This is a genomic window from Microbacterium sp. NPDC028030 (genome assembly GCF_040637855.1).
Taxonomy (GTDB): Bacteria; Actinomycetota; Actinomycetes; order Actinomycetales; family Microbacteriaceae; genus Microbacterium.
In genome coordinates, this window is the sequence record NZ_JBEZXF010000001.1 from 1,397,627 (window position 1) to 1,421,547 (window position 23,921).

Sequence of the window (23,921 nt, forward strand, 5' to 3'; positions counted from 1 at the left end):
CTGGAGGAATCATGTCGACATCCGACCCCGCCCGCACGCTCGCCGCTCACCTTCCCGACGCGCCTCCGGGGGCGAGAGTCACCCTCATGGGTCACGTCCATCGCCGCCGTGAGCTCGCGAAGGTGTCGTTCCTGATCGTCCGCGACCGCTCGGGGCTCGCGCAGGTCGTGCTCCGCCCTGAAGAGGTGCCAACCGACGGACTCCCGGTGAGGAGACCGTCGTGCGCGTCGACGGCACGGCGACGGCGAACCCGCACGCCCCCGGTGGCGTCGAGGTGACGGCGCCCGTGATCTCCCTGCTCTCGGAGCCGGCTCGTACTCCGGTCGTCGAGCTGTGGCGCCCTGCTCTCGATGCGGCTCTTCCCACCGTCCTCGACCACGCCGCGGTGACCTGGCGGCACCCGGTGCAGCGTGCGAAATGGGAACTCGCGGCGGCGAGCCTGCGGGGGTTCCGGCGCACTCTCGACGCCGCGGGGTTCACCGAGATCCAGACGCCCAAGCTCGTCGACAGCGTGACCGAGTCGGGGGCGAACGTCTTCCCCGTCGAATACTTCGGCTCGACGGCCTACCTCGCCCAGAGCCCGCAGTTCTTCAAGCAGCAGCTCGTCGGCGTCTTCGAGCGCGTCTACGAGACGGGGCCGGTCTTCCGCGCGGAGCCTCACGACACCGTGCGGCACCTCGCCGAATACGTGTCGCTCGACGCGGAGCTCGGGTTCATCCGCGACCACCGCGATGTGCTCGCCGTGCTGCACCAGGTGCTGCGCGGGATGGTCGACGGCATGCGCGCCGAGAGCCCCGACGCGCTCGACCGCCTCGACGTGGTGCTCCCCGCGATCCCGGACGAGATCCCGGTGATCCACTTCCGCGAGGCGCTGAGACTGGTCGGTGCTCCCGACGACGAACCAGACCTGGCGCCTTCGCACGAGCGCGCTCTCGGCGAGTGGGCACGGGAGATGCACGGCAGCGATGTGCTCGCGGTGGAGGGCTACCCGATGCGCAAGCGGCCCTTCTACACGCACCCGCAGCTGGACGACCCGCGGTGGAGCAACAGCTTCGACCTGATCTTCCGTGGCCTCGAACTCGTCACCGGTGGGCAGCGGCTGCACCGGCACTCCGACTACATCGCCGCCATCGAGGGCCGCGGCGAGTCGCCGGATGCCTACGTGGCCTACCTGTCGGCGTTCGCGCACGGCATGCCCCCGCACGGCGGCTTCGCGATCGGTCTCGAGCGCTGGGTGTCGCGCCTGATCGAGGCGTCGAACATCCGGGAGGTGACGCTCTTCCCGCGCGACCTGCATCGCCTCTCGCCCTAGGTGGAGGTGCGCGAACCGCGCGGTAGCATCGATCCATGAACTTCAACCGCTCCGCATGGTGGTGGCTGCAATAGCAGCCGGTTGAAGCATGTTCACGGGCTGCACGGCAGTTCGTGGCAGCACCAGAGAACTCCGTGTGGCTCCCGATCATCCTGGGAGAGACACATGGAGTCATTCATCGCCGCTGCGCAGCGCTCGACGGAACTCGCCGCCGCCGTCGGTGAGCACCCGGAGAAGTTCCGGGTGCTCACCGGCGAGCGGCCGACCGGGCCGCTGCATCTGGGGCACTACTTCGGGACCATCAGAGAGCGCGTGCGTCTGCAGCAGGTCGGCGTGGAGACGTTCCTCGTGCTGGCCGACTATCAGGTCATCACGGACCGGGACACCATGGCGCATGTGCGGGAGAACGTCTACGGGGCGGTACTCGACTATCTCGCCGCAGGGATGGATCCCGCACGGACGACCATCTTCACGCATTCGTCGATACCCGCTCTGAACCAGTTGCTCGTGCCTTTCCTCAGCCTCGTCACCGAGGCGGAGTTGCATCGGAACCCGACTGTCAAGGCGGAGGCCGAGGCTTCAGGCCGTGCGTTGAGCGGCCTGCTGCTCACGTACCCGGTGCACCAGGCTGCGGACATCCTGTTCTGCAAGGGCAACCTCGTTCCGGTCGGGAAGGACAACCTTCCGCACGTGGAGATGACGCGGGTGATCGCGCGACGTTTCAATGAGCGGTACGGTGCGATCTTCCCGGTTCCGGAGCCGCTGATCACCGCCACTCCGGAGGTGCCGGGGCTGGACGGTCGGAAGATGTCGAAGAGCTACGGCAACGCGATCGCCCTGTCGATGACACCCGATGAGACGGTCGCGGTCATCCGTCGCACGCGAACGGATCACGAGAGACGCATCACCTTCGACCCCGGACTGCGCCCAGGAGTCTCGGCGCTGTTGTCGACAGCCGCTCTGTGTATGAATACCTCGCCGGAGGAGCTGGCGGACAGCATCGGAGGCGGAGGCAGTGGTGCGCTGAAGGCCGTGACGGCCGCTGCGGTGAACGAATTCCTCGCACCGCTTCGGGAGCGTCGCCGAGAGCTCGCCGCAGACGTGGGTCTTGTGCAGTCGGTCCTGCGGCAGGGCAATGAGCGCGCCGCGGCGGTGGCGGAGGCCACACTCGCGCAGGTGCGCGACGCGATGGGGACGGTGTACTGAGCGAACGTGGAGGAGCGTGGCTATCGTGATCCGACCCGTGGTGACGCGAATCGGGATCCAGGTGTTCGATCATGAGAATGTGCCTCGCGCCCGCAATACGGCCAGGCGTGGGGCGCGTTCCTGTCTCAACACATCCCCGGTCAGGGGTTGAGTGGGTGGACGGGGTCGTCGGCGACGATGTCGCAGGTGAAGGTCCACCCTGCGATGGTGACGCTACCGCGGAGGGTGCCGCCGCCTATGGCGCCGCGAGGGACTGAGGCGCCGGTGAGGGAGTTGGAGTAGCTTTCTTGCCCGACAGGGCCTAGGTCGTAGTTTGATCCGGTGTCAAATGGTCCCCAGGTTGCGGTGACTGAGCGGGCGATGATCGGACCTGCGGTGGAGTGCAGGCCGTAGGAGATCCGCAGGTTTCCGCCCGAGTTCCGGTCGACGTAGATTGATGAGACGCCGCAGTCTCCCACGGTCTGTGCTTTCTCGGCGTTTGTCGAGCCATCACCTGACAGTGCCCCGCACAGGTTGATGCCCTCGATGATCGCTCGTTGTCGATCGCTCTCACTGAACGTCTCGCAGTCGATCGTCATGGGAGCGAGCGTCACCGGCGATTCGGTCTCGTCGACCACGTCGATGGGGCCAGTGGTGGTTGCCTGCGCTGCCGTCGGCACCCAGAGAGCCAATGCGAACAGTGTCGCTCCTGCGCCACTGACAGCTGACTTGCGGATCTTCATCGTTCCTCCTTCTCGTGAGGAGCACGGTCCTCACTTCTTAGCTGTGGGGTATGGACCCCACAGTGCTTTCCATTCCTCCACGAGCCCATCGCGGTCACCCATAGGTCGGACCGTGATCTGGGGTGGCAGGGCAGTGAGGGAACGAGCGACGACGGCCACTGTGGTGTCTTCGTCCTCGAACACTGCCAGCGCATCACCGGTGCCGTCGCTATTGAAGATTTGCTCGCGCACCGTGGGGCGCCCAAGGAAGCGCACGGTGTGACCTGTCGAGACTGTCAGGGGGTGGGTAAAACCAAGACGCTCGAGGAGCATTGCCGTACCGGAGCGGTTCGCTGTCGCGATCGTGACCGCAGGTCGGCCGGGTGCGCGCTGACCATCTGGGGTGCCCCAGAAACCTGTCCACACGTAGGAGACAGGGACGTGGAGCGGGAAATCGAGAAGCCGTGCGGGCCAGGCGGGCGTCGCGAGTTCGTAGATACGAGCATCAGCGTCATACATCATCGCCTCCTGCTCATTCCGCTGTGCGAGAAGGTCGCTCGGGTTTGCCGGTTGCCGTTGCATGTCAGGTCCATTCGTCGTGCCGGAGGGGACTGCGGGCCCCTGCAACCCATCGTCTCCGACAAGACAACACTCGGCCGGCGCGAATGCTCTCCAAGGCCGCGACTCGTAGCAACATGTCTTCATCCTTCGTCCTCATTCGAGGAAGTCCAGAAGACGCAGCTTCTGGACTTCTTGAGGAGCGCGTGAAATCATGCGCTCTCTCTTGGTCGTGCAACACGGGGGAGGCCGCTGATGCCATCGCGCGTTCTGGCGCTGGTCGCCGAGCGATTACGAGCATTTCGGAACGCCGGCGGATTCTCCCAGGAAGAGATGGCGGAGAAGATCGACTGCTCCATTCCGACATACCGGTGCCTCGAGCAAGCCACTCCTGACCCCCACCATCTCCCGGATCCAAAGCTCAGCACCCTCATGCGAGTCCTCCACACGCTCGAGCTCGACGAAGCGCTCCTCGACACGCTCAAGGGCATCGACAGCACCGAACGACCCTTGGACGGGGAAGCCGGATGAGTACTCCGATAGTTGCGCTTTCGCAACTATCGGAGTATGGTTGACCTCGATCAACTTTCTACGCAGGAGCGTCAACCCCGTGACAAACACCCCATCCGCAGTTCCCGAGACGACGCGCTCGGCCCGCGAGGTCTTCACCGCGATCTCCGGCCTCGTCGTCGGCATGTTCGTCGCCGTGCTCTCGGGCACGGTCGTGTCCACCTCGATGCCGGTCATCATCGCCGACCTCGGCGGCACCCAGTCCCAGTACACCTGGGTCATCACCGCGAGCCTTCTGGCGACCGCCGTCTCCACCCCCATCTGGGGCAAGCTCGCCGACCTGGTCGACCGCAAGGTCCTCGTCCAGATCTCCCTCATCCTCTTCACCGTCGGCACGGTGATCGCCGGCTTCTCGACCGACACGAACATGCTCATCGCGGTCCGTGTCATCCAGGGCATCGGCGTCGGCGGCCTGATGTCGCTGGTCATGATCGCGGTGGCCCTCATCATCTCGCCGCGCGAGCGCGGCAAGTACATGGGCGTCGTCGGCGGCATCATGGCCCTCGGCACCATCGGCGGCCCGCTGCTCGGCGGACTCCTCACCGACGTGTGGGGCTGGCGCTCCAACTTCTTCGTCGGCGTCCCGTTCGCGATCCTCGCGCTCGTGCTGCTGCAGTTCACGCTGCACCTGCCGAAGCCCCAGCGCGGCGCGAAGGTCTCGATCGACTACTTCGGCATCGTGCTGCTCGCCGTCGGCGTCTCGACGCTGCTGATCTGGGTCTCCATGGGCGGCAACCAGTTCGACTGGGACTCCTCGACGAGCATCATGCTCATCGTCACGGCCGGCGTCGCGATCGCCGCGTTCATCACGGTCGAGTTCTTCGTGAAGGAACCGATCGTCCCGATGTCGCTGTTCCGCAACCGCACCTTCACCCTGTCGGTCGTCGCCTCGATCGCCATCGGCGTCTCGATGTTCGCCACCTCGGTGTTCCTGGCGCAGTACTTCCAGCTGGCCCGTGGCGCCACGCCCACCGAGTCCGGCCTCATGACCATCCCGATGATCATCGGCCAGATGGGTGCGTCGATCATCATCGGCCAGCTCGTGAGCCGCTTCGGCAAGTGGAAGGGCTGGATGCTGACGGGCTCTGTCCTCGCGACCGTCGGCGTCAGCCTGATGGCCACCCTGCGCTACGACACCCCGTTCCCGCTCGTCGCGGTCTACATGTTCGTCCTCGGCGCCGGGCTCGGCATGGTCATGCAGAACCTGACGCTCATCGTGCAGAACGACACCGCGCCGCAGCAGCTGGGGGCGGCCTCGTCGAACGTGAACTTCTTCCGCACGATCGCCGGCACCATCGGCGTCACCGTGATGGGGTCGCTGCTGTCGACCAGCGTCGCGAACTACATCACGGACGCGCTCGACGGCTTCACGCCGAAGACGCCTGCCGAGGTCGAGGCGCTGAAGCACCTCGCCTCGGGTGACGTCCCCAAGGTCGGACAGCTGCCCGACACGATCCGCACGATCGTGGAAGGCGCATACGGCCACGGCATCGCCGACGCGTTCATCATCGCCATCCCGCTCGCAGTGATCGCCGTCATCGCGATCGCGTTCATCAAGAACAAGCCGCTGTCGACGAAGAACGCCGCCGAGCAGATGCTCGAGCAGGCCGAGGAGTCGGTGATCGAGGTCTCCGAAGCCGAGGTCGGCGCGTCGCTCTCCACGGGCGCCATCCGCATCGAGGGAGCGTCGAGTGCGTCGCCCACGACGGGTGCGGTGCGTGTGCTCGAGCGCGAAGATCGGGACCAGGAGCGCTGACATGCTGCCCCCGGGAGCGGTCGCCTCGACGGATGTCGACAGTGCGCTCGGTGACCTCCAGGCCGACCTGAACCTCATCTTCGCGAGGACCAGGTCGCTCTGGAGGGAGTCGGCGGCGCGTGTGCACCCCGACCTGCAGGTCGCCGGCTACAAGCTGCTGACCTTCATCGCCCGTGCCGGCACCGCCAATGCGCACGAGCTGGCGGAGCGGTTCGAGATGGACAAGTCGGTCATCAGCCGCCAGGTGCGGATGCTCGAGGAGCTGGAACTGCTCGAGTCCCGGCCCGACGAGCGCGACGGTCGGCTTCGGGTCCTGACGGCCACGCCGCACGCCTGCACCGCGCTCGCCGAGGTGCGCCGAGAGTACGGCACCCGACTGCAGGCCGTGATCGACGTGCTTACGGCCGAGGAGATCCACGCGGCCTCCAAGGTCTTCCGGTTGCTCTCCGAGGTCTGAGCCGAAGCCCCGCTGTCACGTTCGACAGCGGGGCTTCGCCGTACACTGGCGAGCATGAGCGCCTCCTCCGACGCCCCTGCCGAGAACCCCGCATCCGCCGTCGACGCCGACCGGCTGGAAGACGCGGACCTCGACCAGGCCGTCACCAGGGTCGAGCACGAACTCGGGCGGCTCTTCGCACGGATCCGGGTGAGCTGGCGCGAGGCCGCCGCGACCGTGCACCCCGACCTCCAGCCGCTCGGCTACCAGGTGCTGACGTCGATCGCGACCGGCAAGGCGACATCCGCCGGGGCGATCATCGAGCGCCTGCAGACCGACAAGTCGGCGGTGAGCCGCCAGGTGCGTCAGCTCGAACAGCTGGGGCTCGTCGAGAGCGTGCCGGACCCCGAGGATCGGCGTGCGCGGGTGCTGGTGGCGACCGATCTCGCCCAGGAGCGCATCGCCCTGGCCCGCTCGCAGTACGAGGGACGCATCGGGGAGCGGCTCCGCCGATGGACGGCCGCCGACCTCGACCACTTCGCCGACCTGCTCGCCGCCCTCGGGGGCAACTGAATTCGCGCAACACGCAGTCAGCGGGAGCCTCTGACGACGTCGGACATGGGGTCGTGGCGGAAGCGCCGACCACGACAGGTGGGCACTCGCGAAGTGCGCGGCCGGCGATGGACAGCCAGAGGACTCATTGTCTGCGGCGGGTCACGGAGAGCGAGGGGAAGCTGTCGCCGTCGGAAAAGGCCACGGTGTAGTCGATCACCGATCCCGCGCTCGGATCCCTCACCTCAACGGTGACATCCGACGCGTTCGCAGCGCACTCAACGGACGCGACTGACTGGCGATCGCTGAACACAAGGACGCACTGGTCCTGCAGAGGCGCGCCCAGGGCTTGGCCCGCCTTTGGCCCCGCCCACACACGAGCGCCATCCACCACTCCGAAGTAGAAAGTTCCATCGGGCTTCAGGAATTCCACGGGCGGAGTCGCCCCGGCAATCGGCCGCGCGGGTTGAAACACCATGACACCCACGCCGATTGCGATGCCAACGAGGACGGCCGTGCCCGGGACGACGCAGCGCGTCACCCATCGCCGCCCCTGGCCGTGAGGCCCCACGTTCGCCGCGCCCGTCGGAGGCGCTGTGGAAGCATCCTCCGGTGTGGTTCGGCGCTGTAGTTCTGACAGACGCTGTAGCTGTGCGGGCGTAGCCGCCTCGGCCCTTCCATACACGAGCCGCTCCAAGCTTTCCCGTTCCTGGGCATCGCTCATCCGTTCTCCTTTGGTCAATTCCGTGATGAGGAGTAGCGTGTTACATTCCATTACCAAAGGAGAATGCCATGTTCGGAAAGCGAGCTGCGACATCGGCCATCGCTGTCATTGCGATTGCGGGCCTAGCCGGTCTTGCCGCGCCCGCCTACGCGACCGAGCGAGAGCCGATTACCGCGACGGCACCGGAGACTGTGCAAGTTGACCCCTACGCGGCCATCACCGAAAGGTTGGAACGGATGGTCGGCACGCAGAGCGAAGCCGAGCTCCAGGTGATGTCGACGGACACCTGGCCAGCGGAACTGCTCGTCGGCGATGACGGCGACGTCATCGCCGGGTATTACGTCGAGCCCGCCATCAGCGTTCGGGCAATCAGCGTGCGTGGCCCAGGTTGCGCGGTCGGCGATGCATGTGCGTACAACGGCACGAACAACGGTTGGTTCGGAACAGGGCAGATGGACATCAGCATCAGCGGCGTGACCCGGATCTCTTCGGGCAGCTACAACACGACGTTCTGGCGCAGCGGTGCCGGCGACAACCTTGCCCCGAACAAATCCACGACGTTCACGTCCAGCCGCTCGTACTACGGGATCACCCGCAGCTGACGACAGCAACCATCGAACCAGACATGCAACTGGCGGTCTATCCTCGCCACCCTGGTCGCCCGTTCCGATGCGCCGGGGAGAGCCGCGGCGGTCCTGTCCGGATCCTCGCCCCAGTTGCGGACGCAGCGCGTATAACCGTGTCGCGCGTTCCGCTCGAGCAAGAGCTGCGAACCGCTTCCACGGTGGATCTGCTGCGATGGCGGTCGAGGGGAATACGAGGGTCTGCGCGCGGCTTACCTCCCACTGTGAGTCTCTACGAACCGGCCGTCTTCGGCGCCCTGCAGCTGTCCAACCGCGTCGTGATGGCGCCGCTCACCCGCACGCGTGCGGACGATGACGGCGTGCCGACCGCGACGATGGTGGAGTACTACCGGCAGCGGGCGGGGCAGGGCCTCATCATCTCCGAGGGCACCTGGCCGGCAGCGGAGGGCAAGTCCTACGCGGGCCAGCCGGGCATCGTCACAACCGCCCAGATCGACGGATGGCGTCCGGTCGCCGACGCGGTCCATGCGGCGGGCGGCACGATCGTGATGCAGCTCATGCACGGCGGTCGGGTCGGACATCCGGAGATCTCGGGGGAGCCGCGGGTCGTCGCGCCGAGTGCTCTCGCCGCACCGGGGCAGACGCACACGCCGGTGGGCAAGGCTGATCTTCCCGTGGCGCATGCGCTCACCCTCGACGAGATCCCCGCGGTGGTCGAGCAGTTCGCGCAGGCCGCACGCAACGCGATCGCCGCCGGTTTCGACGGCGTCGAGGTTCACGGGGCCAACGGGTACCTCGTCCACGAGTTCCTGTCGCCGGTGTCGAACGTCCGCGAGGACCGCTACGGCGGATCGCCCGAGAACCGCGCCCGCTTCGCGATCGAGGTCGCCACGGCCGTGGCGGCTGCCGTCGGCGCCGACCGCACCGGCATCCGTCTCTCGCCGCAGCACAACATCCAGGGCGTCCTGGAGCAGGACGATGCGGATGTCCTGGCGACGTACACCGCTGTCGCCGAGGGGCTCGCACCGCTCGATCTCGCCTTCATCGACGTGCTCCACATCGACCCGTCCGGCGAGCTCGTCCAGCACATCCGTCGCATCGCAGGCGCACCCCTCATCGCGAACACCGGCTTCGCCGTCGACACCACCCGGGAAGCGGCCGAGGCGCTCGTCGCCGCCGGGTGGGCGGATGCCGTCGCCGCAGGGCGTCCCGTGATCGCGAACCCCGACCTGGTCGAGCGCTGGCGCGAAGACGCAGAGCTCAACGCGCCGCGGCCCGCACTGTTCTACGGCCGTACCCCGGAGGGCTACACCGACTACCCCGCGCTGGAGGGCGTGCGCGCCGGCGTCTGAGGCGTCATAGGACGATGTCGCGCGAGGATTCGAGCGCGCGCCACCCGGAGTCACGTGCGCCAGGGGTACCGAGGACATCCGCCTCCACCAACGGCCCCAGGTCGATGCCGGTCAGGGCGGCCACGTCGGCGACCGGCACCTGGAACGTGCGGAATGACCCGAGAGGCGGGATCGCGAGAGTGCTCTCGCGCAGGTCGACGAGCTCGGACTGATCGAGCACGAAGCCCGCGGCGGCGAGGCCGTCGGCTCCGTGCCAGGCGGCGATCTTCCAGAACCGGAGCGGGATGCGGATGCCCCGATACGGCGGGTCGGCATCGGCGAGGACCGGGGCCGTGAACACCGACACGCGCTGGTCCGTCGCTTCGGCGTAGGCGAGCACGTGGTCCTCGAGGCCGAGCCAGAGTTCCTTCGACTGGTTGAAGTCGGCCGCCTGCGGTGCAGCGTTGGGGTAGAAGAACGTCGCCTGGCTCGCCGCCCTGGCTTCGGCGACCTCGCCCCATCCCGGGTCGCGTCGGCGCACGAGGTGACCGCGGTCGAGGTCGTTCCTGGCATACACCTCCGGCCCGGTCTGCTCCGCCGCCGGAGCGCGCTCGTCGAGGCGCCACTCGCCCGTGCGCGGCAGCTCCCGAAGCTTCGCACCGTCGATGTTGACCGCGGTCACGGCCGCGAGCCGTCGCACCGGATCCAGCAGCACACTGAACCGCGGGTAGGGCAGCGCCCGCACCGGCTGCGCGGGCCTGGGGAGCGGCAGCATCGTCTCAAGGAAGTCCGGGTCGTAGCCGTCGGTCATGCTCCCATGGTGCCCGGGGCCTCCGACGTCCGCACCCTCACGCGTGGGCGCTCAGGACGAAAGCGCCGCATAGGCCGCGGCGAGGGGCATGTACTCGTCGTCGAAGTCGGCGAGAGAGGGGAGCGGTGTGCCCGCGACGTCGGCCACGAGCCGGTCCAGGTACCACTCCCATCCGGGTCCGGTCTCGCCCAGGGTGTCGGTGTCGACGTCCTCTTGACGGAGGGTGAGCGTCGTGCGGCCGTCGGCTTCGACGAGTTCGGCGACGAGGCGCCACTGGCCGTACTCGTCGATCGCGCTGACATCGAGGCGGTGCGGCGGTTCGCACGCGTGGATCTCGTACGGGGCGGGTGGGACGGCCTCGGCCTCGGCGTTCATCGTGACCATGATCCGCCCGGTGGAGGGGTCTCCGGTCCATGTGCCGAACCAGCGGGCGAGCCGTTCCGATTCGGTGATGCCGGCCCAGACGTCGGGTGCGGATGCGGCGAACTCGCGCTGCAGTGAGAGGGTGCGGTTGTCGGCGTCGAAGATTCCGGTGGGGGTCATGCGCTCTGCTCCTCGGAGGTGGGTGCGGATGGGGAGGCGGAAGACTGTGCGGCGCGACGCCGGTCGCGGGCCGTGCGATGCACCTCGGTGTCGAGCGCGTCGAGGTGGTGGGGCGTCACAGGTGCCCGCACGACCGTGAGCTCGTCGAGGAACGCGGTGAGCGTCGACAGTGGAGCCGTGTCGATGGCGTAGTGGCGTTCACGTCCGCGGTCCTCTCCGTGGACGAGCCCGGATTCGGTGAGGATGCGCAGGTGCTTGCTGACGGCCGGTCGCGACACGTCATGGTGCGCCGCGAGATCCACGACCCTGGCAGGGCCTGCCGCGAGCCGACGCAGAAGGTCCCGGCGGATCGGGTCGGCGATCGCTGCGAAGATGTCCATCTTTGAATGGTAACTGATTGGTTACCTAAATAGAAGATGGCTTTGTCCTCTCACCCCGGATCGACGATGACGTCGAGCGCGACTCCCGCGCACGCCGCGCGCGGCAGCTCGGCGAGTCCGCTGCCGCGCACCGAGTCGCCCGTGGCCCAACGGGGGTCGGTCGACACCACGACGCGGCCGACGCCGTTCGTCAGTGTCACCTCGCTCCCGAGGGCGGCGAAGCGGTGCGTCAGGTCCTGTTCCACGGCCGACACCAGCAGGTCGAGCCCGGCGACGCCGATGCGGAAGCCGTCGACCTCGGCCGGCACCGCGATCGTGATCGTGTACTCGTCGCTGCACAGGTAGTCCACGTAGGGTCCCGCGACGTGGGGCTCGCCCGTGGCCATCGGCACCCGGAACCACTCGAGTGCGCTGTAGTCGATGTTCTCCTTGTTCAGCGACTGCGAGGCGAGCACGAGCTGGCGCCGATCCTCGCCCTGCCACCAGGCGAGGTGGCTGTGCGCATCGGAGAGCAGGTCGATGGCCGCGATGAACCCCGATCCGTACACGGGTACTCCGCGCAGCGCGAGCGTCTTCAGCGCGTGGGGCTGCACGAGCGCGTCGATCTTGGAGCGCGTCAGCGGGCCCCCGGAACGCGCGACGGAGACCTGGGCGGCGAAGGGCTCCACCCAGTCGACCAGGGCGCGGACGGGCGTGGAGAAGTAGTCCTCCACGATCGCGGCTGCGGCGTTGAGGGTGGTGTCTGTTGCGGCGTTCATCGCGTCCTCCTGTGCACGTCGATGCGGGTCGTGGGGGTCTAGCCGGTCGCCTGGATGCGGATCAGGGCGTCGATGGTCTCGGCCGCCATGAGCTCGGTCCTCGCGCCGGCGGCATCCGGGTCAGCGGCCTCGACGGCGTCGATCACGGCAGCGAGGTGGGCGCCCTGCCGCCGAAGGTTCTCGGTCTCGTGCGCGACCAGACGCAGGAAAGGCGAGAGCTCGGCCTGGAGCTTCATCTGCTCTCGGGTGAGGCGGGCCGACTGGCTCAGTGCGACGATCTCGATCTGCACGTCGTCGAGGAGGCGGCGCTGTGCTTCGGCGTCGAGCTCCTCGATGTGCTCCATCCGCCGTCGGACCCGCTGCGTCTCGCTGGGGTCTGCGCGCCGAGCTGCGAGCCGGACGCACGCGCCCGTGATGGCCGCGTAGTGCGCGCCGAGGTCACGCAGTGCCAGGCGTGAGGTGCGCCGCACGGCCTCGCGCGCGAACGTCAGCGGATCGGCGTGCGCCGCGACGAAGCTGCCGCCGTTGCGCCCGCGCCGGGTGACGACGAGGCCGCGGCCGCGCAGGGCGAGCAGCGCCTCACGCACGGTCACCGGCGCCACGCCGAGGCTCTTGCTGAGGTCGGCCTCGGAGGGGAGTCGCTCACCAGCGCGGAGGTGGCCGCGCGTGATCGCATCGACCAGCCGGCGCTCGACGAGTTCCGCCCTGCCCTCGTCGCCGATCGGCTGGAACAGCGCGCCCTGGAGGCGGTGCGGCTGCTGGTGCTCGGGGTCGGGGGAGGAGGCGGCAGAGGCGTGCGTCGGATGCGTCGTCGTGCTCGATGCCATGCTGCGATTCTCCCTTCCTCGATCAACATACCCAAGAAAATCGTTGTTGACATATTACCTCTGGGTTTATATGTTTTGGTGAATCTTCCGAGTTCGACGACGATCCGAGGAGCGCGACATGATCGCCACGGCCCCCGCAGCACCCGCAGCATCTTCCGACGCCGCCCGCCCAGACGGGACGGTGACGCTCAGCGGCGTCACGAAGTCGTTCGGCGAGTTCACCGCCGTGCGAGAGCTCGACCTCGACGTCGCCTCGGGGGAGTTCCTGTCGATGCTCGGCCCCTCGGGCTCCGGCAAGACGACCGTGCTGCGGATGATCGCCGGCTTCGAAGACGTCACCCGTGGCAGCATCCGCCTCTCCGGGGCGGATGTGACCCGCACGCCCCCGCACGTCCGGCCGGTGAACACCGTGTTCCAGGACTACGCGCTCTTCCCCCATCTGACCATCGCCGACAACGTCGGCTACGGCCTGCGCGTGCGTGGAGAAGGCAAGAGCGCGCGGGCCGCACGTGTTCGGACTGCTCTCGAGCAGGTGCGGCTCGACCACGTCGCCGATCGCCTGCCGCATCAGCTCTCCGGAGGCCAGCGGCAGCGCATCGCCCTGGCTCGCGCGCTCATCCTGCGTCCCCAGGTGCTGCTGCTCGACGAGCCGCTGGGTGCGCTCGACAAGCAGCTGCGGGAGCAGATGCAGATCGAGCTCAAGCAGATCCAGCGCGAAGTCGGCATCACCTTCATCTTCGTGACGCACGACCAGGAGGAGGCGCTCACCCTGAGCGACAGGGTCGCGGTGTTCAACGGCGGCCGCATCGAGCAGATCGGCACCGCACGCGACGTGTACGAGCGTCCGCAGACCGAGTTCGTCGCCCGGTTCCTCGGCCTGTCGAACCTGATCGGCGGAGACCTCGCAGAGGGCCTCACCGGCGACCGCCGCACCATGAGCGTGCGTCCGGAGCGGATGCGGCTGACGGGTGCGGATGCGCCTACGGCCACCGGCGAGGTCTCGCTCGCCGGCACCATCAGCGAGGTCGTCTACACGGGCCCCGCCACGCGGTACCTCATCGCGACCGAGGCGGGCATCGACCTCATCGCGGAACGCCCCAACGCCCGGCACTCCGCCGACGACGATCTCGGCCGAGGACACCACGTCCGTGCCGTCTGGTCTCCGGACCACGCGGCGCGGCTCCCCTGAAACACCGCACCATCCGAACACCACGAGAAACATCCGCAGCACCGATCACGAAGGAGCGATCCATGCGTAAGAAGATCCTGGCCACCACGGCGATGGCGGCCGTCGCCGTCCTGGCCCTGTCCGGCTGTTCCGGCAGCGACGACACCACCTCCGAAGGCTCCGGAGAACTCCAGATCGACGTTCCCGACATCGCCATGATGGAGGAGCTCGGCGACAACGAGGGCGAGGTCAACATCGTCGCCTGGAGCGGGTTCGTCGAACCGGCGTGGAGCGATGAGTTCACCGCAGAGACCGGCTGCGTCGTGAACCGCCGTGTCGCCGGCACGAGCGACGAGATGGTGCAGCTCATGCGCACCGGGGACTACGACCTGGTCTCGGCATCCGGCGACGCCAGCCTCCGCCTGATCGCGGGCGGCGACGTGCAGCCCCTCAACCTCAAGCTGATCCCGAACTTCGGCGACGACATCGTCGAGGGGATGAAGGGACAGATCTACGACACCATCAACGGCAAGTCCTACGGCATCCCGATCGGACGCGGCGCGAACATCCTGCAGTACAACAGCGAGGTCGTGACCGAGGAGCCCACGAGCTGGGACGTCGCGTGGGAGAAGGACAGCCCCTACGCGGGCAAGGTCATCGCCTACGACGCGCCCATCTACATCGCCGACGCCGCGGTGTACCTGATGGCGCACGAGCCCGACCTCGGCATCACGAACCCGTATGCGCTCGACGAGGAGCAGCTGGCCGCGGCCGTCGACCTGCTCAAGCAGCAGAACGACCTCGTCTCGGAGTACTGGTCCGACCCCGCGGCGCAGATCACCTCGTTCGCCGGTGGCACCTCGGTTCTCGGCACCTCGTGGGAGGTGCTGCGCAAGCTGACCGAGGACGACAAGTTCAAGAGCATCCTTCCCGAAGAGGGCTCGACGGGTTGGTCGGACGCCTGGATGCTGGCGGCCGAGTCGAAGAACCCGAACTGCGCGTATGCGTGGATGGACTACTCCTCCTCGCCCGAGGTCAACGGTGCGATCGCGATGAACTTCGGCATGGCCCCCGCGAACGCCGCCTTCTGCGAGACGAGCGATGAGGCGAAGGCGCACTGCGACTACTTCAACGCCACCGACGAGGAGTACTTCAAGAAGGTGTGGTTCTGGACGACGCCGATCGAGCAGTGCATCGACGGTCGCAGCGACGTCACCTGCACCAACTTCCAGCAGTGGACGGACGCCTGGCTCTCGGTCAAGGGCTGAGCCGCATCGGGGGGCGGGTCACCCGGCCCGCCCCTCACCCCCGCAGATCTTCCGCACTCACGAACGGGATCGACATGAAGCGCCGCCTCCGGATCGCCGGGCTCCTGGCCCTCCCGATGACCTGGCTCATCGGGATCTACATCTTCTCGCTGGTCATGCTCCTGGTGACCGCCTTCTGGATCACCGACCCCTTCACCTCCAAGGTGAAGCCGGGGTTCACGCTGCGCAACTTCGAGCAGCTCTTCGTCAACCCCGCCTACCTGTCGACGTCGCTGCGCACGCTCGGGATCGCGCTCGCCGTCACGGTGCTCGCGGTGCTCATCTCCGTGCCGCTCGGCATCTTCATGGCGAAGGTCGCCTCGCCGTGGCTACGGGCCCTGCTCGCCGTCTCGATCACACTTCCGCTGTGGGCCGGCTACCTGGTCAAGGTGCTCGCGATGCGGATCACCTTCACGGAGCAGGGCTTCGCGAACTGGCTGCTCGCCCCGTTCGGACTCAGCGGACCGGGGTTCACGGTCTTCACGGTGGTGCTCACGCTGACCTACCTGTGGCTGCCGTACATGGCGGTGCCGGTCTACACGGCGATCCGCCAGGTGCCGCCGAACCTCTTCGATGCGTCGGCCGACCTGGGCGCGGGTTCCTGGCGCACGATCGTCACCGTGGTCCTCCCGCTCATCAAACCGGCGCTGATCGCCGGCTCCGTCTTCACGTTCTCGCTGAGCCTCGGCGACTACCTGGTCGCGCGGTTCGTCGGAGGGGACACCCAGATGATCGGCAGCGTGATCGCATCGAACATCAACCTCAACCCGCCGTTGGCGGCCGCGTACTCGCTGGTCCCGATCGCATTCGTCGTCATCTACCTGGTGAGCGTGCAGCGCACCGGTGCCCTGGAAAGGATGTGAGTCGCGCATGCTGAGACTGTCCCGCACCTCCAAGATCGTCCTCGGGGTCGTCGTCGCGATCGTCCTCGCGTTCATGTACATCCCGCTCGCGCTCGTCGTGCTCAACTCCTTCAACGCCGCCCGCATCGTGAGCTGGCCGGTCGCCGGGTTCTCCCTGGAATGGTGGGGCAAGGCCTTCACGAGCGAGCCCGTTCGAGCCGCGCTGCTGAACTCGGTCCTCGTCGCAGCGGGGGCGACGGTCATCGCGGTCATCCTCGGCACGCTCGTGGCGTTCGCGCTGCAGCGGTACTCGTTCTTCGGCCAGCGTGCCGTGAACCTCCTGGTCGTGCTGCCGATCGCCCTGCCCGGCATCGTCACGGGCGTGGCCCTGAACAACACCTACAACCAGCTGCTCGAGCCGATCGGCATCCAGGTCGGCTTCTACGGGATGATCATCGCGCACGGCACGTTCTGCATCGTCATGGTGTTCAACAACGTGCTCGCGCGGCTGCGACGTATGAACCCGAGCATCGAGGAGGCGTCGCAGGACCTGGGGGCGAGTCCCTGGCAGACCTTCCTGCTCGTGACGCTCCCGCAGTTCCGCAGCGCCCTGATCGCCGGTGCGATCCTTGCCTTCGCCCTCAGCTTCGACGAGGTGTACGTGACGATCTTCACGGCCCCGCCCGGCGTCGACACCCTCCCGCTGTGGATCATGAACCAGATGGCCAGGCCCAACGAGGCCAACGTCGTCAACGTCGTCGCGACGGTCGTCATCCTCGCGTCGTTCATCCCGGTGTGGATCTCACAGCGGCTCGGGAAGGAGGTCGACGAGCGCGACTGACGCGGAAAACGGGAGTCGCCGCGCACGGCGCTCCCGGCATCTGGGGCGACTGCAGGGGGCTGCAGTCCTGGTAGTGAGCGGTTTCAGGATGTTTCCACGATCAAAGGAGTTCGTTGATGGAAAAGCGCATGAGCGACGTCGTCTTCTCGCGGCGCGCACTGCTGGGCGGGATGCTCGGGGCGGGTGCGATCATGCTCGTCGGATGCGGGCCGGACGAGGCGTCACCCTCGCCCGCCGCGAAGAGCGGCGGAGGGACGTACGACGTCATCGTCATCGGCGCCGGCTCGGCGGGGATGGCGGCCGCGCGGGAGCTGATGGATGCCGGCAAGAAGGTGATCGTGCTCGAAGCGCGCGATCGGGTCGGCGGCCGCATGTGGACCGACCGCACGCTGCTGTCGATCCCGCATGAGCGAGGTGCCTCGCTGTGTCACGGCGGGCCCGATACAGAGACGTGGGCGTGGGCGCAGAAACTCGGGATCGAAGGACGCAAGTTCGAGAACAAGTTCTCGCGCTACAGTCCGGCGACACCGTGGGTCGGCTGGGACACCCCGGAGTTCTACGCCTTCCCCGAGGGTGCTCCCGCTCTCTCTGTGCCGCTGCCCGAGCCGTCCGATACGGAATCGGCGCTGCAGTACCTCGAGCGGTTGGGCATCGCACCCACCAACTACCCGCTCGCGCTGCTGGGCATCCAGGTCGACACCGAGCAGTTCGCCGTCTATCCGGCGTACGGGGTCGTCGACACCCTGACCGCGTGTCTCACGGTGTCGAAGACGGGCGTCGTCGAGCCCGATGATTATGCGGGCGACTACAAGCTGCTCGCCCCCTACGTCGACATCCTGAATGCCGTGGGCGAGGGCGTCGAGGTCCGACTGCAGACGCCCATCGAGGCGATCGACTATTCGGGATCCGGGGTCAGCGTCCAGGCCGGCGCGGAGACCTTCGAGGCCGACGCCTGCGTGGTCACCGTGCCCATCGGGGTGCTGCAGAAGGGCTCGATCACCTTCTCGCCGCCCCTCGAGGACGACCGCCTGGCGGCCATCGACGCGGTGAAGCAGACCGTCGCCTACAAGACCATCCTGGAGTTCGATCACCCGGTGCGCCCGGAGAGCTTCGACATGGTGAACCAGCATGACGAGGGGCCCTGCCAGTTCTGGGACGAGTCCACCGGCATGCCCGGCTACGACGGTCAGCTCATCGTGGCCTGGGACACCGGGGACCGGGCCCGGGAGCTGCTCGCGCTCCCGGAGAAGGAGCGGTTCGACGCGGCCCTAGCCGGAGTGCGCAAGCTCGCCGGCGACCAGGGGCTGAACTACGTGGCCGCCTCGAACTACGACTGGCGCGATGACGAGTTCGCGTTCGGTGCGTATGCCACGGGAGAGCGCGACCAGGACACGATCTACCGGCCGGCGAAGGACACGCTGTTCTGGGCCGGAGCGATCAAGAGCTCGGTCGCCGCCGCCCACTCCAGCGGCCTCGAGGCGGCGCAGGCGGTGCTCGTCGCGTCGTAGTGCGCAGCGGGAGAGTAACGCCGGGTGGGGTGGGGACGTCACCACCCCACCCGGACCTCGCCGGAAGCGGCCCTGTGACACGCCTAGTCGTCGGTGCGGAATCCCGCCGCCTTGTGGGTCCCGTCGCAGAAGGGCTTGATCGCTGACAGCCCGCAGCGGCACAGGGCCACCGTGCGTCGGTGGGGCGGAAGCGGATCGCCGTCGCTGGTGCGCAGTTCGACGTCACCACGCACCAGGAGCGGACCGTCCGGGTACGGGGTGATGGTCACCGGCTCCCTGCCGCTCATGACGACACCCGGGGTCGCAGCGCCGAGGAACCAGCCGCCCAGGACTCGAGCGTGTGCGCTCCGGCCCAGCCGTCGACCGTCAGGCAGGCGGCTGCGCCGAACAGGATGTCCGGCAGCAGCTCGGGGTGATCCTCGGCGAGACTGCCGGCGAGGTCGCGCGCGGCGATCTGCTCGTGCACCGCATCCGCCTCGACGTGCTCGTCGAAGTACTCGGTGACGTCGTCGCCGAATCCGAGCCGGCGCAGCCCATCGGCGTAAAGCTTGCACGGGATCGACGACGTCATCTCGTATGCCGCCAGGTGCCCGACGATCGCCCCGACGAGCCGTCGGTTGAGGCCGAACAGCGACATCATGTTGTGCGACGCGAGCGTGATCGCCGGCGCGTCGTCGACGTAGGCTCCGTACGTGTCGTCGAGGCCGGCGCCGCGCATGGCCCTCGCAAAGATCTCGGCATGTACGCGCTGCGGCCGTCCTCCGCCGTACTCGTCGGCCTGGATCTCCACGAGCGCGGCCTTCGCACGGCCTTTGAGGCGCGGAATCGCCCAGGAGTGCGGATCCGCCTCCCGCAGCGTGTACACCGACCGCAGGATGAACGTCTCCTCCGCCTGCTCCCTGGTCGCCTTCCGCGCGACGTAGCGGGAGAGGCTCGGCCCGGTGTCAGCCGCGGCGAGAGCGAAGAGGGCGCGGCCGACGGCATCGACGGTCGGCTCCGGCAGCTCCGGCATCGGCACGCTCGCGCGCAGGGTCTGCTCGAAGGCGGTCTCGAGCACGCGCCGCGTCGACAGGAGTGCGGGGTCCCACTCGCGGTCGGCATCGAGTTGCGGGAGCGACCCGTACGCCGAGGCGTAGAGCACGAAGAGCGCGAGCTGGATGTCGTCGTCGCGCATGATGTCGGCACTCGAGGCGACGGCGTCGGCGGCGAGGGCGGTGTGGTCGGTGACCTCGTGATCGTCGTCCGTGAGGTGCGCGATGACGGCTCGGCTCACCGGCCCTCTGTCGCGGAACGGGAGGGCCGTGTCGGAGGCGGTCGCCGGGGCGGAGATGGTCATGAGTCTGGCTCCCATTCGGTGTGGAGTCCCATCCTGCAAGCAGAGTCGGCTCGGAGCCAGGGACTTGACGCGCGCGCTTCGACAGGGCAGGAGACGCAGCGGTCGCGGTCGATCAGGGGCAGATCTCGAATACGTGGTGGTCGTCGTCGGGGGTGACGAGTTCGCGGTCGCGAAGGACCATCGAGGCAGGCGAGCTCTCGTCGTCGCACATCTCGGCGAACGAGCGGGGGAGTTCGTCCGTGTACTCGATGTCGATCACGTGGTCTCCGTACACGGCGGTGTAGGCGTCGCACTCCGTGTATGCCGCGCACTCCTCGGTGACCGCGAAGTCGAAGCCGGCCCGCTCGTGCAGCACCGCGGCGTCTTCGGCGGCGTTCTTCTGCCCCGCGGCGAGTCCCGACGAGTGCGCGGCATCGACGAACAGTGCGGCCAACGCCAGGTTGTCGTCGAGGGTGAGCGCCCCTGCCGACCGGGTGTAGGAGTCGAGGTTGTCGAACTCGACCGCGTCGAAGCCGGCATCAGCGCAGCCCTCGATCCACGGAGTCACGATGTCGGCGATCCGCTGTCGTGCGTCGGCGCTCGCCGTGTCGAGCAGGGCCTCATCCGGCCAGTCAGGGTCGAACACGACCTCGCCGTCGCGCTGGAGCAGAAGGTCTTCGGCCCAGGCGTCGAGCTCGCCCGGCTGGGTCTGGAAGCCGTTGACGTAGCAGATCGAGTAGACGCCTGGTGCGGGATCCGCGTTCCGGTCCCTCCCGACGATGCCCACCTCGGATGCCGGTTCGTACGAGCCGCCCAGCTGATAGTCGGGCACGGCGCCGGCAGGGGGAAGCACGACGGAGTCCGTGGTCGGCGGCATCGCGCACCCGGCGAGGACGAGCAGAGCTGTCGCGACCACGAGCACCGCGATGCTGTGCGCCCGGTTCAGCGCGCGGGACCTCCGGGTGCGGGGCGAGGATGCGTACAGTCTGCGCGCGGTCACCGACGCGGTCAATGCGTGTCCGGCTCCGAGGCGACCACGTCTGCGGGTGCGGCCTCTGCGGGATTCCGCCGGATGCCGATCCATGAGACGACGCCGCCCACCACGAGCAGCGCCGCGGTGACCCATGCCGCACTGTGGAACCCGTCGAGGTCGAGGGTGCCGCCGACGATGGTCGACAGCATGGCGACCACGAGAAGTCCGGCCACGCGGGAGACGGCGTTGTTCACGGCGGAGGCGATGCCGGAGTGCTTCTCGTCGATCGCACCGAGGATCGCGGCGGTCAGGGGAGCCACGGTCAGCGAGAGGCCGAGGCCCATCACGATCATCGCGGGCAGCACCTGCCACCAGTAGTCGAAGTCGGCCGAGACCAGGAGCAGCATGAGTGCGCCGACGGCCATGATCAGGGGGCCGACGGTCATGAAGATGCGAGGCCCCCACCTGCCGGCCCACTGCCCGGCGCGCGAGCTGACCAGGATCATGAGGATCGTCATGGGGAGGCTGGCGAGCCCGGCGGCGGTCGCGCTCAGTCCCGCGCCCTGCTGCAGGTAGACGCCGACCACGAAGCCGTTCAACGACAGCGCGGCGTACACGAAGAGCGTGGCGAGGTTGCCCCACCCGAAGTCGCGCACGCGGAACAGGGACAGCGGCATGAGCGGCGACGCCGATCGCTGCTGGCGGGCGAGGAAGAGGGCGAACAGGATCACACCGGCGACGGCCGGTATCCAGATGGCGGGCGACTGCCAGCCCAGGTTGGGCTGTTCGATCAGTGCGAACACGACGGCGCCGAGGCCGATCGCGCACAGCGCGCCGCTCCACCAGTCGACCTTGATGCCTCGCGGGTGCTCGGGAAGATGGAGACGGGCGAGCAGCATGAGCGTGACGCCGATCGGGATCACGTTGATGAGGAAGACGAACCGCCAGGACAGGAAGTCGACGAACAGCCCGCCGAGCAACGGGCCGACCAGTTGTGCGCCCGTGGTGAACGCGGTCCACACCCCGATCGCCCTGGACTGCACGTCGGCACGCATCGTCGCCGTGATCAGCGCGAGGGAGCTCGGGACGAGCAGAGCGCCCGCCGCCCCCTGCGCCGCGCGGGCGACGATCAGCATGAGGGGATCGAAGGCGGCGGCCACCGCGATGGAGGAGATGCCGAACGCGATGAGTCCGATGCGCATCACCAGCACACGGCCGTAGGCGTCTGACACCGAGCCGGCCAGCAGGATCAGGGCGCTCAGCGTGATGAGGTACGCATCGACCACCCACTGCTGCGTGGTGATGCCGCCGCCGAGCTCGCGGCTGATCGCGGGCAGCGCCACATTCACGACCGTGCCGTCGAGGAAGGTCACGAACGAAGCGAGCACCGCGATCGAGATCACGAGCCGCTGGAGCGGAGCGAAGGATGGCACACGCCGACACTACTCCCGGCCTCGGACGTGGGGCCCGCGGTTCAGGGTGCCGGCACCGGCTCCTGGTGCGGTTCCGGGAGCGGATCGGTTCGGGGGACCGGGTGCGGTAGGGGAGTGCCGGCCCGAAGAAGTCGTGCGAGCCCGTCGGTCCCCTCTTCGGCGACCGCTCGGCGTTGCCGTTCCGCGCCGGTTCCCCGAGCGCGCAGAAGGTCGAACGCGGCCCCGACCCGGTCGTCGTCTCCGAACTCGTGCAGGGCGGGGGCGATCGCCGCCCGCATCCGGTCCGCGATCGCCCAGGCGTCATCGATCTCGCCCGTCGTCGGGTCGAGCAGTCGAGCGCTCATCCCGTGCCGGGCCGCCGTCCAGAGGGAGGCATCGATGCCGTCGACGCCGACATCCGCCTGCGGCTGGTCCGTGGTCAGGACGAGCGCCCGTGCGAGGAGCGCGGCGAGCACGGAGTCCTCGGCGGTGAGCTGGGCGTCGAACACCCGCACCTCGACAGTCGGGTACCGCGCCGAGATCCGCGCGGCCCAGGCCAGCGAGGAGGACTCGGTGATCGCGCCGAGGTCGATGAGTCTGCGCACCTGGGTGGAGTAGTCGTCGAAGTCGTGGAATCGCGGGGGCGTCCACGAAGTAGGGAGCCTGCGGATGAGGATGCTGCGCCAGCTGGCGAACCCCGAGTCGCGGCCGCTCGCGAACGGGCTGTTGCCGCTGAGCGCGAGCAGCACCGGCAGCCATCCCCGCACGCGGTTCAGCGCACGGACCCGTTCCTCGTCATCGGTCACCTCGACATGCACGTGGAGGCCGTTGACCTCGTGGTCGCGGGTGAGGTGGGCGAGATGCTCCGAGACCCCGTCGTAGTGCGGTGAGGGGGAGACGGTCGACGTGCGGGTCGTCGCGAACGCCGTACCCGTGCCGGCGGCGATGGCGTGCTGCTCCCCGGCGTGCCATCCGATGAGACCGCGCAGATGGCGCAACTGCTCCTCGGCATCCGCGGCGGTGGCCACCGGCTCCGTGAGGCACTCGATCTGCGAGGTCAGATACTCCTGGGTCACCTCGCCGCCGGTTCGCATGCGGGTGATGCGCTCCCGGGTGCCCGCAGCGAGAATCACGGGCGCCAGCGAGTGCTCATCGAGGAAGAGGAACTCCTCCTCGATGCCGAAACGCGCCATCCGGGGCCTCAGTGATTCCTGAGGGCCGAGATCAACTCGGACTTCCGCTTGCCGCTGTACCCGGTCAGTCCCAGTTCCTTCGCACGCTTGCGCAGTTCGGGAACGGTCCAGTCCTCGTAATCGCCGTGCTCGCCCCCGCGGCGGCCGACCGTGCTGCGGCCTTCCTTCGCGGCCGCGTTCGAGATGCGTGCGGCCTTCTCCTTCGAGGCCCCGTCATCGCGCAGCTCCTCGTAGAGTTCGGGGTCTTTCAGCGAATTGTTCCGTCGTCCAGGCATGTGCTCGTCCTTTCGCGCACTCGGAGGGTGGAAGTCAA

General features: G+C 68.1%; 28 protein-coding genes. 14 read left to right on the top strand and 14 right to left on the bottom strand.

The features are described from left to right. The first annotated feature begins 11 nt into the window (after nucleotides 1-11). From AB0E56_RS06850 to trpS, 3 genes are all read left to right on the top strand, one after another. Nucleotides 12-278 (top strand): OB-fold nucleic acid binding domain-containing protein, encoded by a 267-nt coding sequence (locus AB0E56_RS06850; RefSeq protein ID WP_359797695.1) that lies wholly within the window; start codon nucleotides 12-14, stop codon nucleotides 276-278. Then, nucleotides 221-1,312 carry an aspartate--tRNA(Asn) ligase gene (gene aspS, locus AB0E56_RS06855; protein WP_359797697.1) on the top strand — a complete coding sequence of 364 codons (1,092 nt, stop codon included), beginning with the start codon at nucleotides 221-223 and terminating at the stop codon, nucleotides 1,310-1,312. The genes AB0E56_RS06850 and aspS overlap by 58 nt, the downstream gene beginning before the upstream one ends. A gap of 165 nt (nucleotides 1,313-1,477) precedes the next feature. Next, nucleotides 1,478-2,518 carry a tryptophan--tRNA ligase gene (trpS, locus tag AB0E56_RS06860; RefSeq protein ID WP_359797699.1) on the top strand — a complete coding sequence of 347 codons (1,041 nt, stop codon included), beginning with the start codon at nucleotides 1,478-1,480 and terminating at the stop codon, nucleotides 2,516-2,518. 140 nt (nucleotides 2,519-2,658) lie between these two features. On the opposite strand, the gene AB0E56_RS06865 is transcribed toward trpS, so the two are convergent. Then, the gene (locus AB0E56_RS06865) at nucleotides 2,659-3,240 is read right to left on the bottom strand and encodes a hypothetical protein (protein ID WP_359797700.1); all 582 of its coding nucleotides are present in this window, start codon (nucleotides 3,238-3,240) and stop codon (nucleotides 2,659-2,661) included. 30 nt (nucleotides 3,241-3,270) lie between these two features. Beyond that, complete coding sequence (locus AB0E56_RS06870; protein ID WP_359797702.1) at nucleotides 3,271-3,741, bottom strand: hypothetical protein; 471 nt, start codon at nucleotides 3,739-3,741, stop codon at nucleotides 3,271-3,273. A 291-nt stretch (nucleotides 3,742-4,032) separates the two neighbouring features. Between AB0E56_RS06870 and AB0E56_RS06875 the strand changes: the two genes are divergently transcribed. The 4 genes from AB0E56_RS06875 to AB0E56_RS06890 all read left to right on the top strand — a co-directional run bounded on the left by AB0E56_RS06875 (nucleotide 4,033) and on the right by AB0E56_RS06890 (nucleotide 7,112). Continuing rightward, on the top strand, nucleotides 4,033-4,308 hold the full coding sequence (locus AB0E56_RS06875) for a helix-turn-helix transcriptional regulator (protein WP_359797704.1): 276 nt from the start codon (nucleotides 4,033-4,035) through the stop codon (nucleotides 4,306-4,308). Between the two features lie 79 nt (nucleotides 4,309-4,387). Beyond that, entirely contained in the window at nucleotides 4,388-6,103 is a 1,716-nt protein-coding gene (locus tag AB0E56_RS06880; RefSeq protein ID WP_359797705.1) for a DHA2 family efflux MFS transporter permease subunit, read from the top strand. A gap of 1 nt (nucleotide 6,104) precedes the next feature. Beyond that, the gene (locus AB0E56_RS06885; RefSeq protein WP_359797707.1) at nucleotides 6,105-6,560 is read left to right on the top strand and encodes a MarR family transcriptional regulator; all 456 of its coding nucleotides are present in this window, start codon (nucleotides 6,105-6,107) and stop codon (nucleotides 6,558-6,560) included. Between the two features lie 54 nt (nucleotides 6,561-6,614). Next, a complete protein-coding gene (locus tag AB0E56_RS06890) occupies nucleotides 6,615-7,112 on the top strand; it encodes a MarR family transcriptional regulator (RefSeq protein WP_359797709.1) in 498 nt (165 codons plus the stop codon). Between the two features lie 124 nt (nucleotides 7,113-7,236). Here AB0E56_RS06890 and AB0E56_RS06895 read toward each other — a convergent pair whose 3' ends face one another. Continuing rightward, complete coding sequence (locus tag AB0E56_RS06895; RefSeq protein WP_359797711.1) at nucleotides 7,237-7,815, bottom strand: hypothetical protein; 579 nt, start codon at nucleotides 7,813-7,815, stop codon at nucleotides 7,237-7,239. 68 nt (nucleotides 7,816-7,883) lie between these two features. Between AB0E56_RS06895 and AB0E56_RS06900 the strand changes: the two genes are divergently transcribed. Together AB0E56_RS06900 and AB0E56_RS06905 are read left to right on the top strand one after the other, a co-directional pair. After that, a complete protein-coding gene (locus AB0E56_RS06900) occupies nucleotides 7,884-8,417 on the top strand; it encodes a hypothetical protein (protein ID WP_359797713.1) in 534 nt (177 codons plus the stop codon). A 245-nt stretch (nucleotides 8,418-8,662) separates the two neighbouring features. Then, nucleotides 8,663-9,751: an alkene reductase gene (locus AB0E56_RS06905; RefSeq protein ID WP_359797715.1), complete on the top strand. Its 1,089-nt coding sequence runs from the start codon at nucleotides 8,663-8,665 to the stop codon at nucleotides 9,749-9,751. Between the two features lie 4 nt (nucleotides 9,752-9,755). Here AB0E56_RS06905 and AB0E56_RS06910 read toward each other — a convergent pair whose 3' ends face one another. Genes AB0E56_RS06910 through AB0E56_RS06930 form a run of 5 tightly spaced genes read right to left on the bottom strand, consistent with a single transcriptional unit; the run spans nucleotide 9,756 to nucleotide 13,049 of the window. Then, nucleotides 9,756-10,541: a DNA/RNA non-specific endonuclease gene (locus AB0E56_RS06910; protein WP_359797717.1), complete on the bottom strand. Its 786-nt coding sequence runs from the start codon at nucleotides 10,539-10,541 to the stop codon at nucleotides 9,756-9,758. Nucleotides 10,542-10,592: 51 nt separating this feature from the next. Next, nucleotides 10,593-11,084, bottom strand: a complete 492-nt coding sequence (locus tag AB0E56_RS06915; protein ID WP_359797718.1) for an SRPBCC family protein — start codon at nucleotides 11,082-11,084, stop codon at nucleotides 10,593-10,595. After that, nucleotides 11,081-11,464, bottom strand: a complete 384-nt coding sequence (locus AB0E56_RS06920; protein WP_359797719.1) for a metalloregulator ArsR/SmtB family transcription factor — start codon at nucleotides 11,462-11,464, stop codon at nucleotides 11,081-11,083. Before AB0E56_RS06920 ends, AB0E56_RS06915 begins: the two co-directional genes overlap by 4 nt. 50 nt (nucleotides 11,465-11,514) lie before the next feature. Beyond that, nucleotides 11,515-12,222, bottom strand: a complete 708-nt coding sequence (locus AB0E56_RS06925) for a cache domain-containing protein (protein WP_359797720.1) — start codon at nucleotides 12,220-12,222, stop codon at nucleotides 11,515-11,517. A 38-nt stretch (nucleotides 12,223-12,260) separates the two neighbouring features. Continuing rightward, entirely contained in the window at nucleotides 12,261-13,049 is a 789-nt protein-coding gene (locus tag AB0E56_RS06930; protein WP_359797722.1) for a GntR family transcriptional regulator, read from the bottom strand. Between the two features lie 118 nt (nucleotides 13,050-13,167). Here AB0E56_RS06930 and AB0E56_RS06935 point away from each other — a divergent pair, with 118 nt between their 5' ends. The 5 genes from AB0E56_RS06935 to AB0E56_RS06955 all read left to right on the top strand — a co-directional run bounded on the left by AB0E56_RS06935 (nucleotide 13,168) and on the right by AB0E56_RS06955 (nucleotide 18,715). After that, entirely contained in the window at nucleotides 13,168-14,238 is a 1,071-nt protein-coding gene (locus tag AB0E56_RS06935; protein WP_359797724.1) for an ABC transporter ATP-binding protein, read from the top strand. Nucleotides 14,239-14,300: 62 nt separating this feature from the next. Next, nucleotides 14,301-15,485, top strand: a complete 1,185-nt coding sequence (locus AB0E56_RS06940; protein WP_359797726.1) for an extracellular solute-binding protein — start codon at nucleotides 14,301-14,303, stop codon at nucleotides 15,483-15,485. Nucleotides 15,486-15,559: 74 nt separating this feature from the next. Next, nucleotides 15,560-16,387, top strand: a complete 828-nt coding sequence (locus AB0E56_RS06945; RefSeq protein ID WP_359797728.1) for an ABC transporter permease — start codon at nucleotides 15,560-15,562, stop codon at nucleotides 16,385-16,387. Nucleotides 16,388-16,394: 7 nt separating this feature from the next. Then, a complete protein-coding gene (locus tag AB0E56_RS06950) occupies nucleotides 16,395-17,207 on the top strand; it encodes an ABC transporter permease (protein ID WP_359797730.1) in 813 nt (270 codons plus the stop codon). Nucleotides 17,208-17,323: 116 nt separating this feature from the next. Further along, nucleotides 17,324-18,715: an NAD(P)/FAD-dependent oxidoreductase gene (locus tag AB0E56_RS06955; protein WP_359797731.1), complete on the top strand. Its 1,392-nt coding sequence runs from the start codon at nucleotides 17,324-17,326 to the stop codon at nucleotides 18,713-18,715. Nucleotides 18,716-18,798: 83 nt separating this feature from the next. Here AB0E56_RS06955 and AB0E56_RS06960 read toward each other — a convergent pair whose 3' ends face one another. The 6 genes from AB0E56_RS06960 to AB0E56_RS06985 all read right to left on the bottom strand — a co-directional run bounded on the left by AB0E56_RS06960 (nucleotide 18,799) and on the right by AB0E56_RS06985 (nucleotide 23,883). After that, nucleotides 18,799-19,002 carry a CDGSH iron-sulfur domain-containing protein gene (locus tag AB0E56_RS06960; protein WP_359797733.1) on the bottom strand — a complete coding sequence of 68 codons (204 nt, stop codon included), beginning with the start codon at nucleotides 19,000-19,002 and terminating at the stop codon, nucleotides 18,799-18,801. Next, nucleotides 18,999-20,051: an iron-containing redox enzyme family protein gene (locus tag AB0E56_RS06965; RefSeq protein WP_359797734.1), complete on the bottom strand. Its 1,053-nt coding sequence runs from the start codon at nucleotides 20,049-20,051 to the stop codon at nucleotides 18,999-19,001. Before AB0E56_RS06965 ends, AB0E56_RS06960 begins: the two co-directional genes overlap by 4 nt. Nucleotides 20,052-20,163: 112 nt before the next feature. Further along, nucleotides 20,164-20,907, bottom strand: a complete 744-nt coding sequence (locus AB0E56_RS06970) for an endo alpha-1,4 polygalactosaminidase (protein WP_359798268.1) — start codon at nucleotides 20,905-20,907, stop codon at nucleotides 20,164-20,166. 131 nt (nucleotides 20,908-21,038) lie between these two features. Further along, nucleotides 21,039-22,436, bottom strand: a complete 1,398-nt coding sequence (locus AB0E56_RS06975) for an MFS transporter (RefSeq protein ID WP_359797736.1) — start codon at nucleotides 22,434-22,436, stop codon at nucleotides 21,039-21,041. Between the two features lie 41 nt (nucleotides 22,437-22,477). After that, a complete protein-coding gene (locus AB0E56_RS06980; protein WP_359797738.1) occupies nucleotides 22,478-23,608 on the bottom strand; it encodes a YbdK family carboxylate-amine ligase in 1,131 nt (376 codons plus the stop codon). Between the two features lie 8 nt (nucleotides 23,609-23,616). Beyond that, the gene (locus AB0E56_RS06985) at nucleotides 23,617-23,883 is read right to left on the bottom strand and encodes a Rho termination factor N-terminal domain-containing protein (RefSeq protein WP_359797739.1); all 267 of its coding nucleotides are present in this window, start codon (nucleotides 23,881-23,883) and stop codon (nucleotides 23,617-23,619) included. Nucleotides 23,884-23,921: the final 38 nt, after the last annotated feature.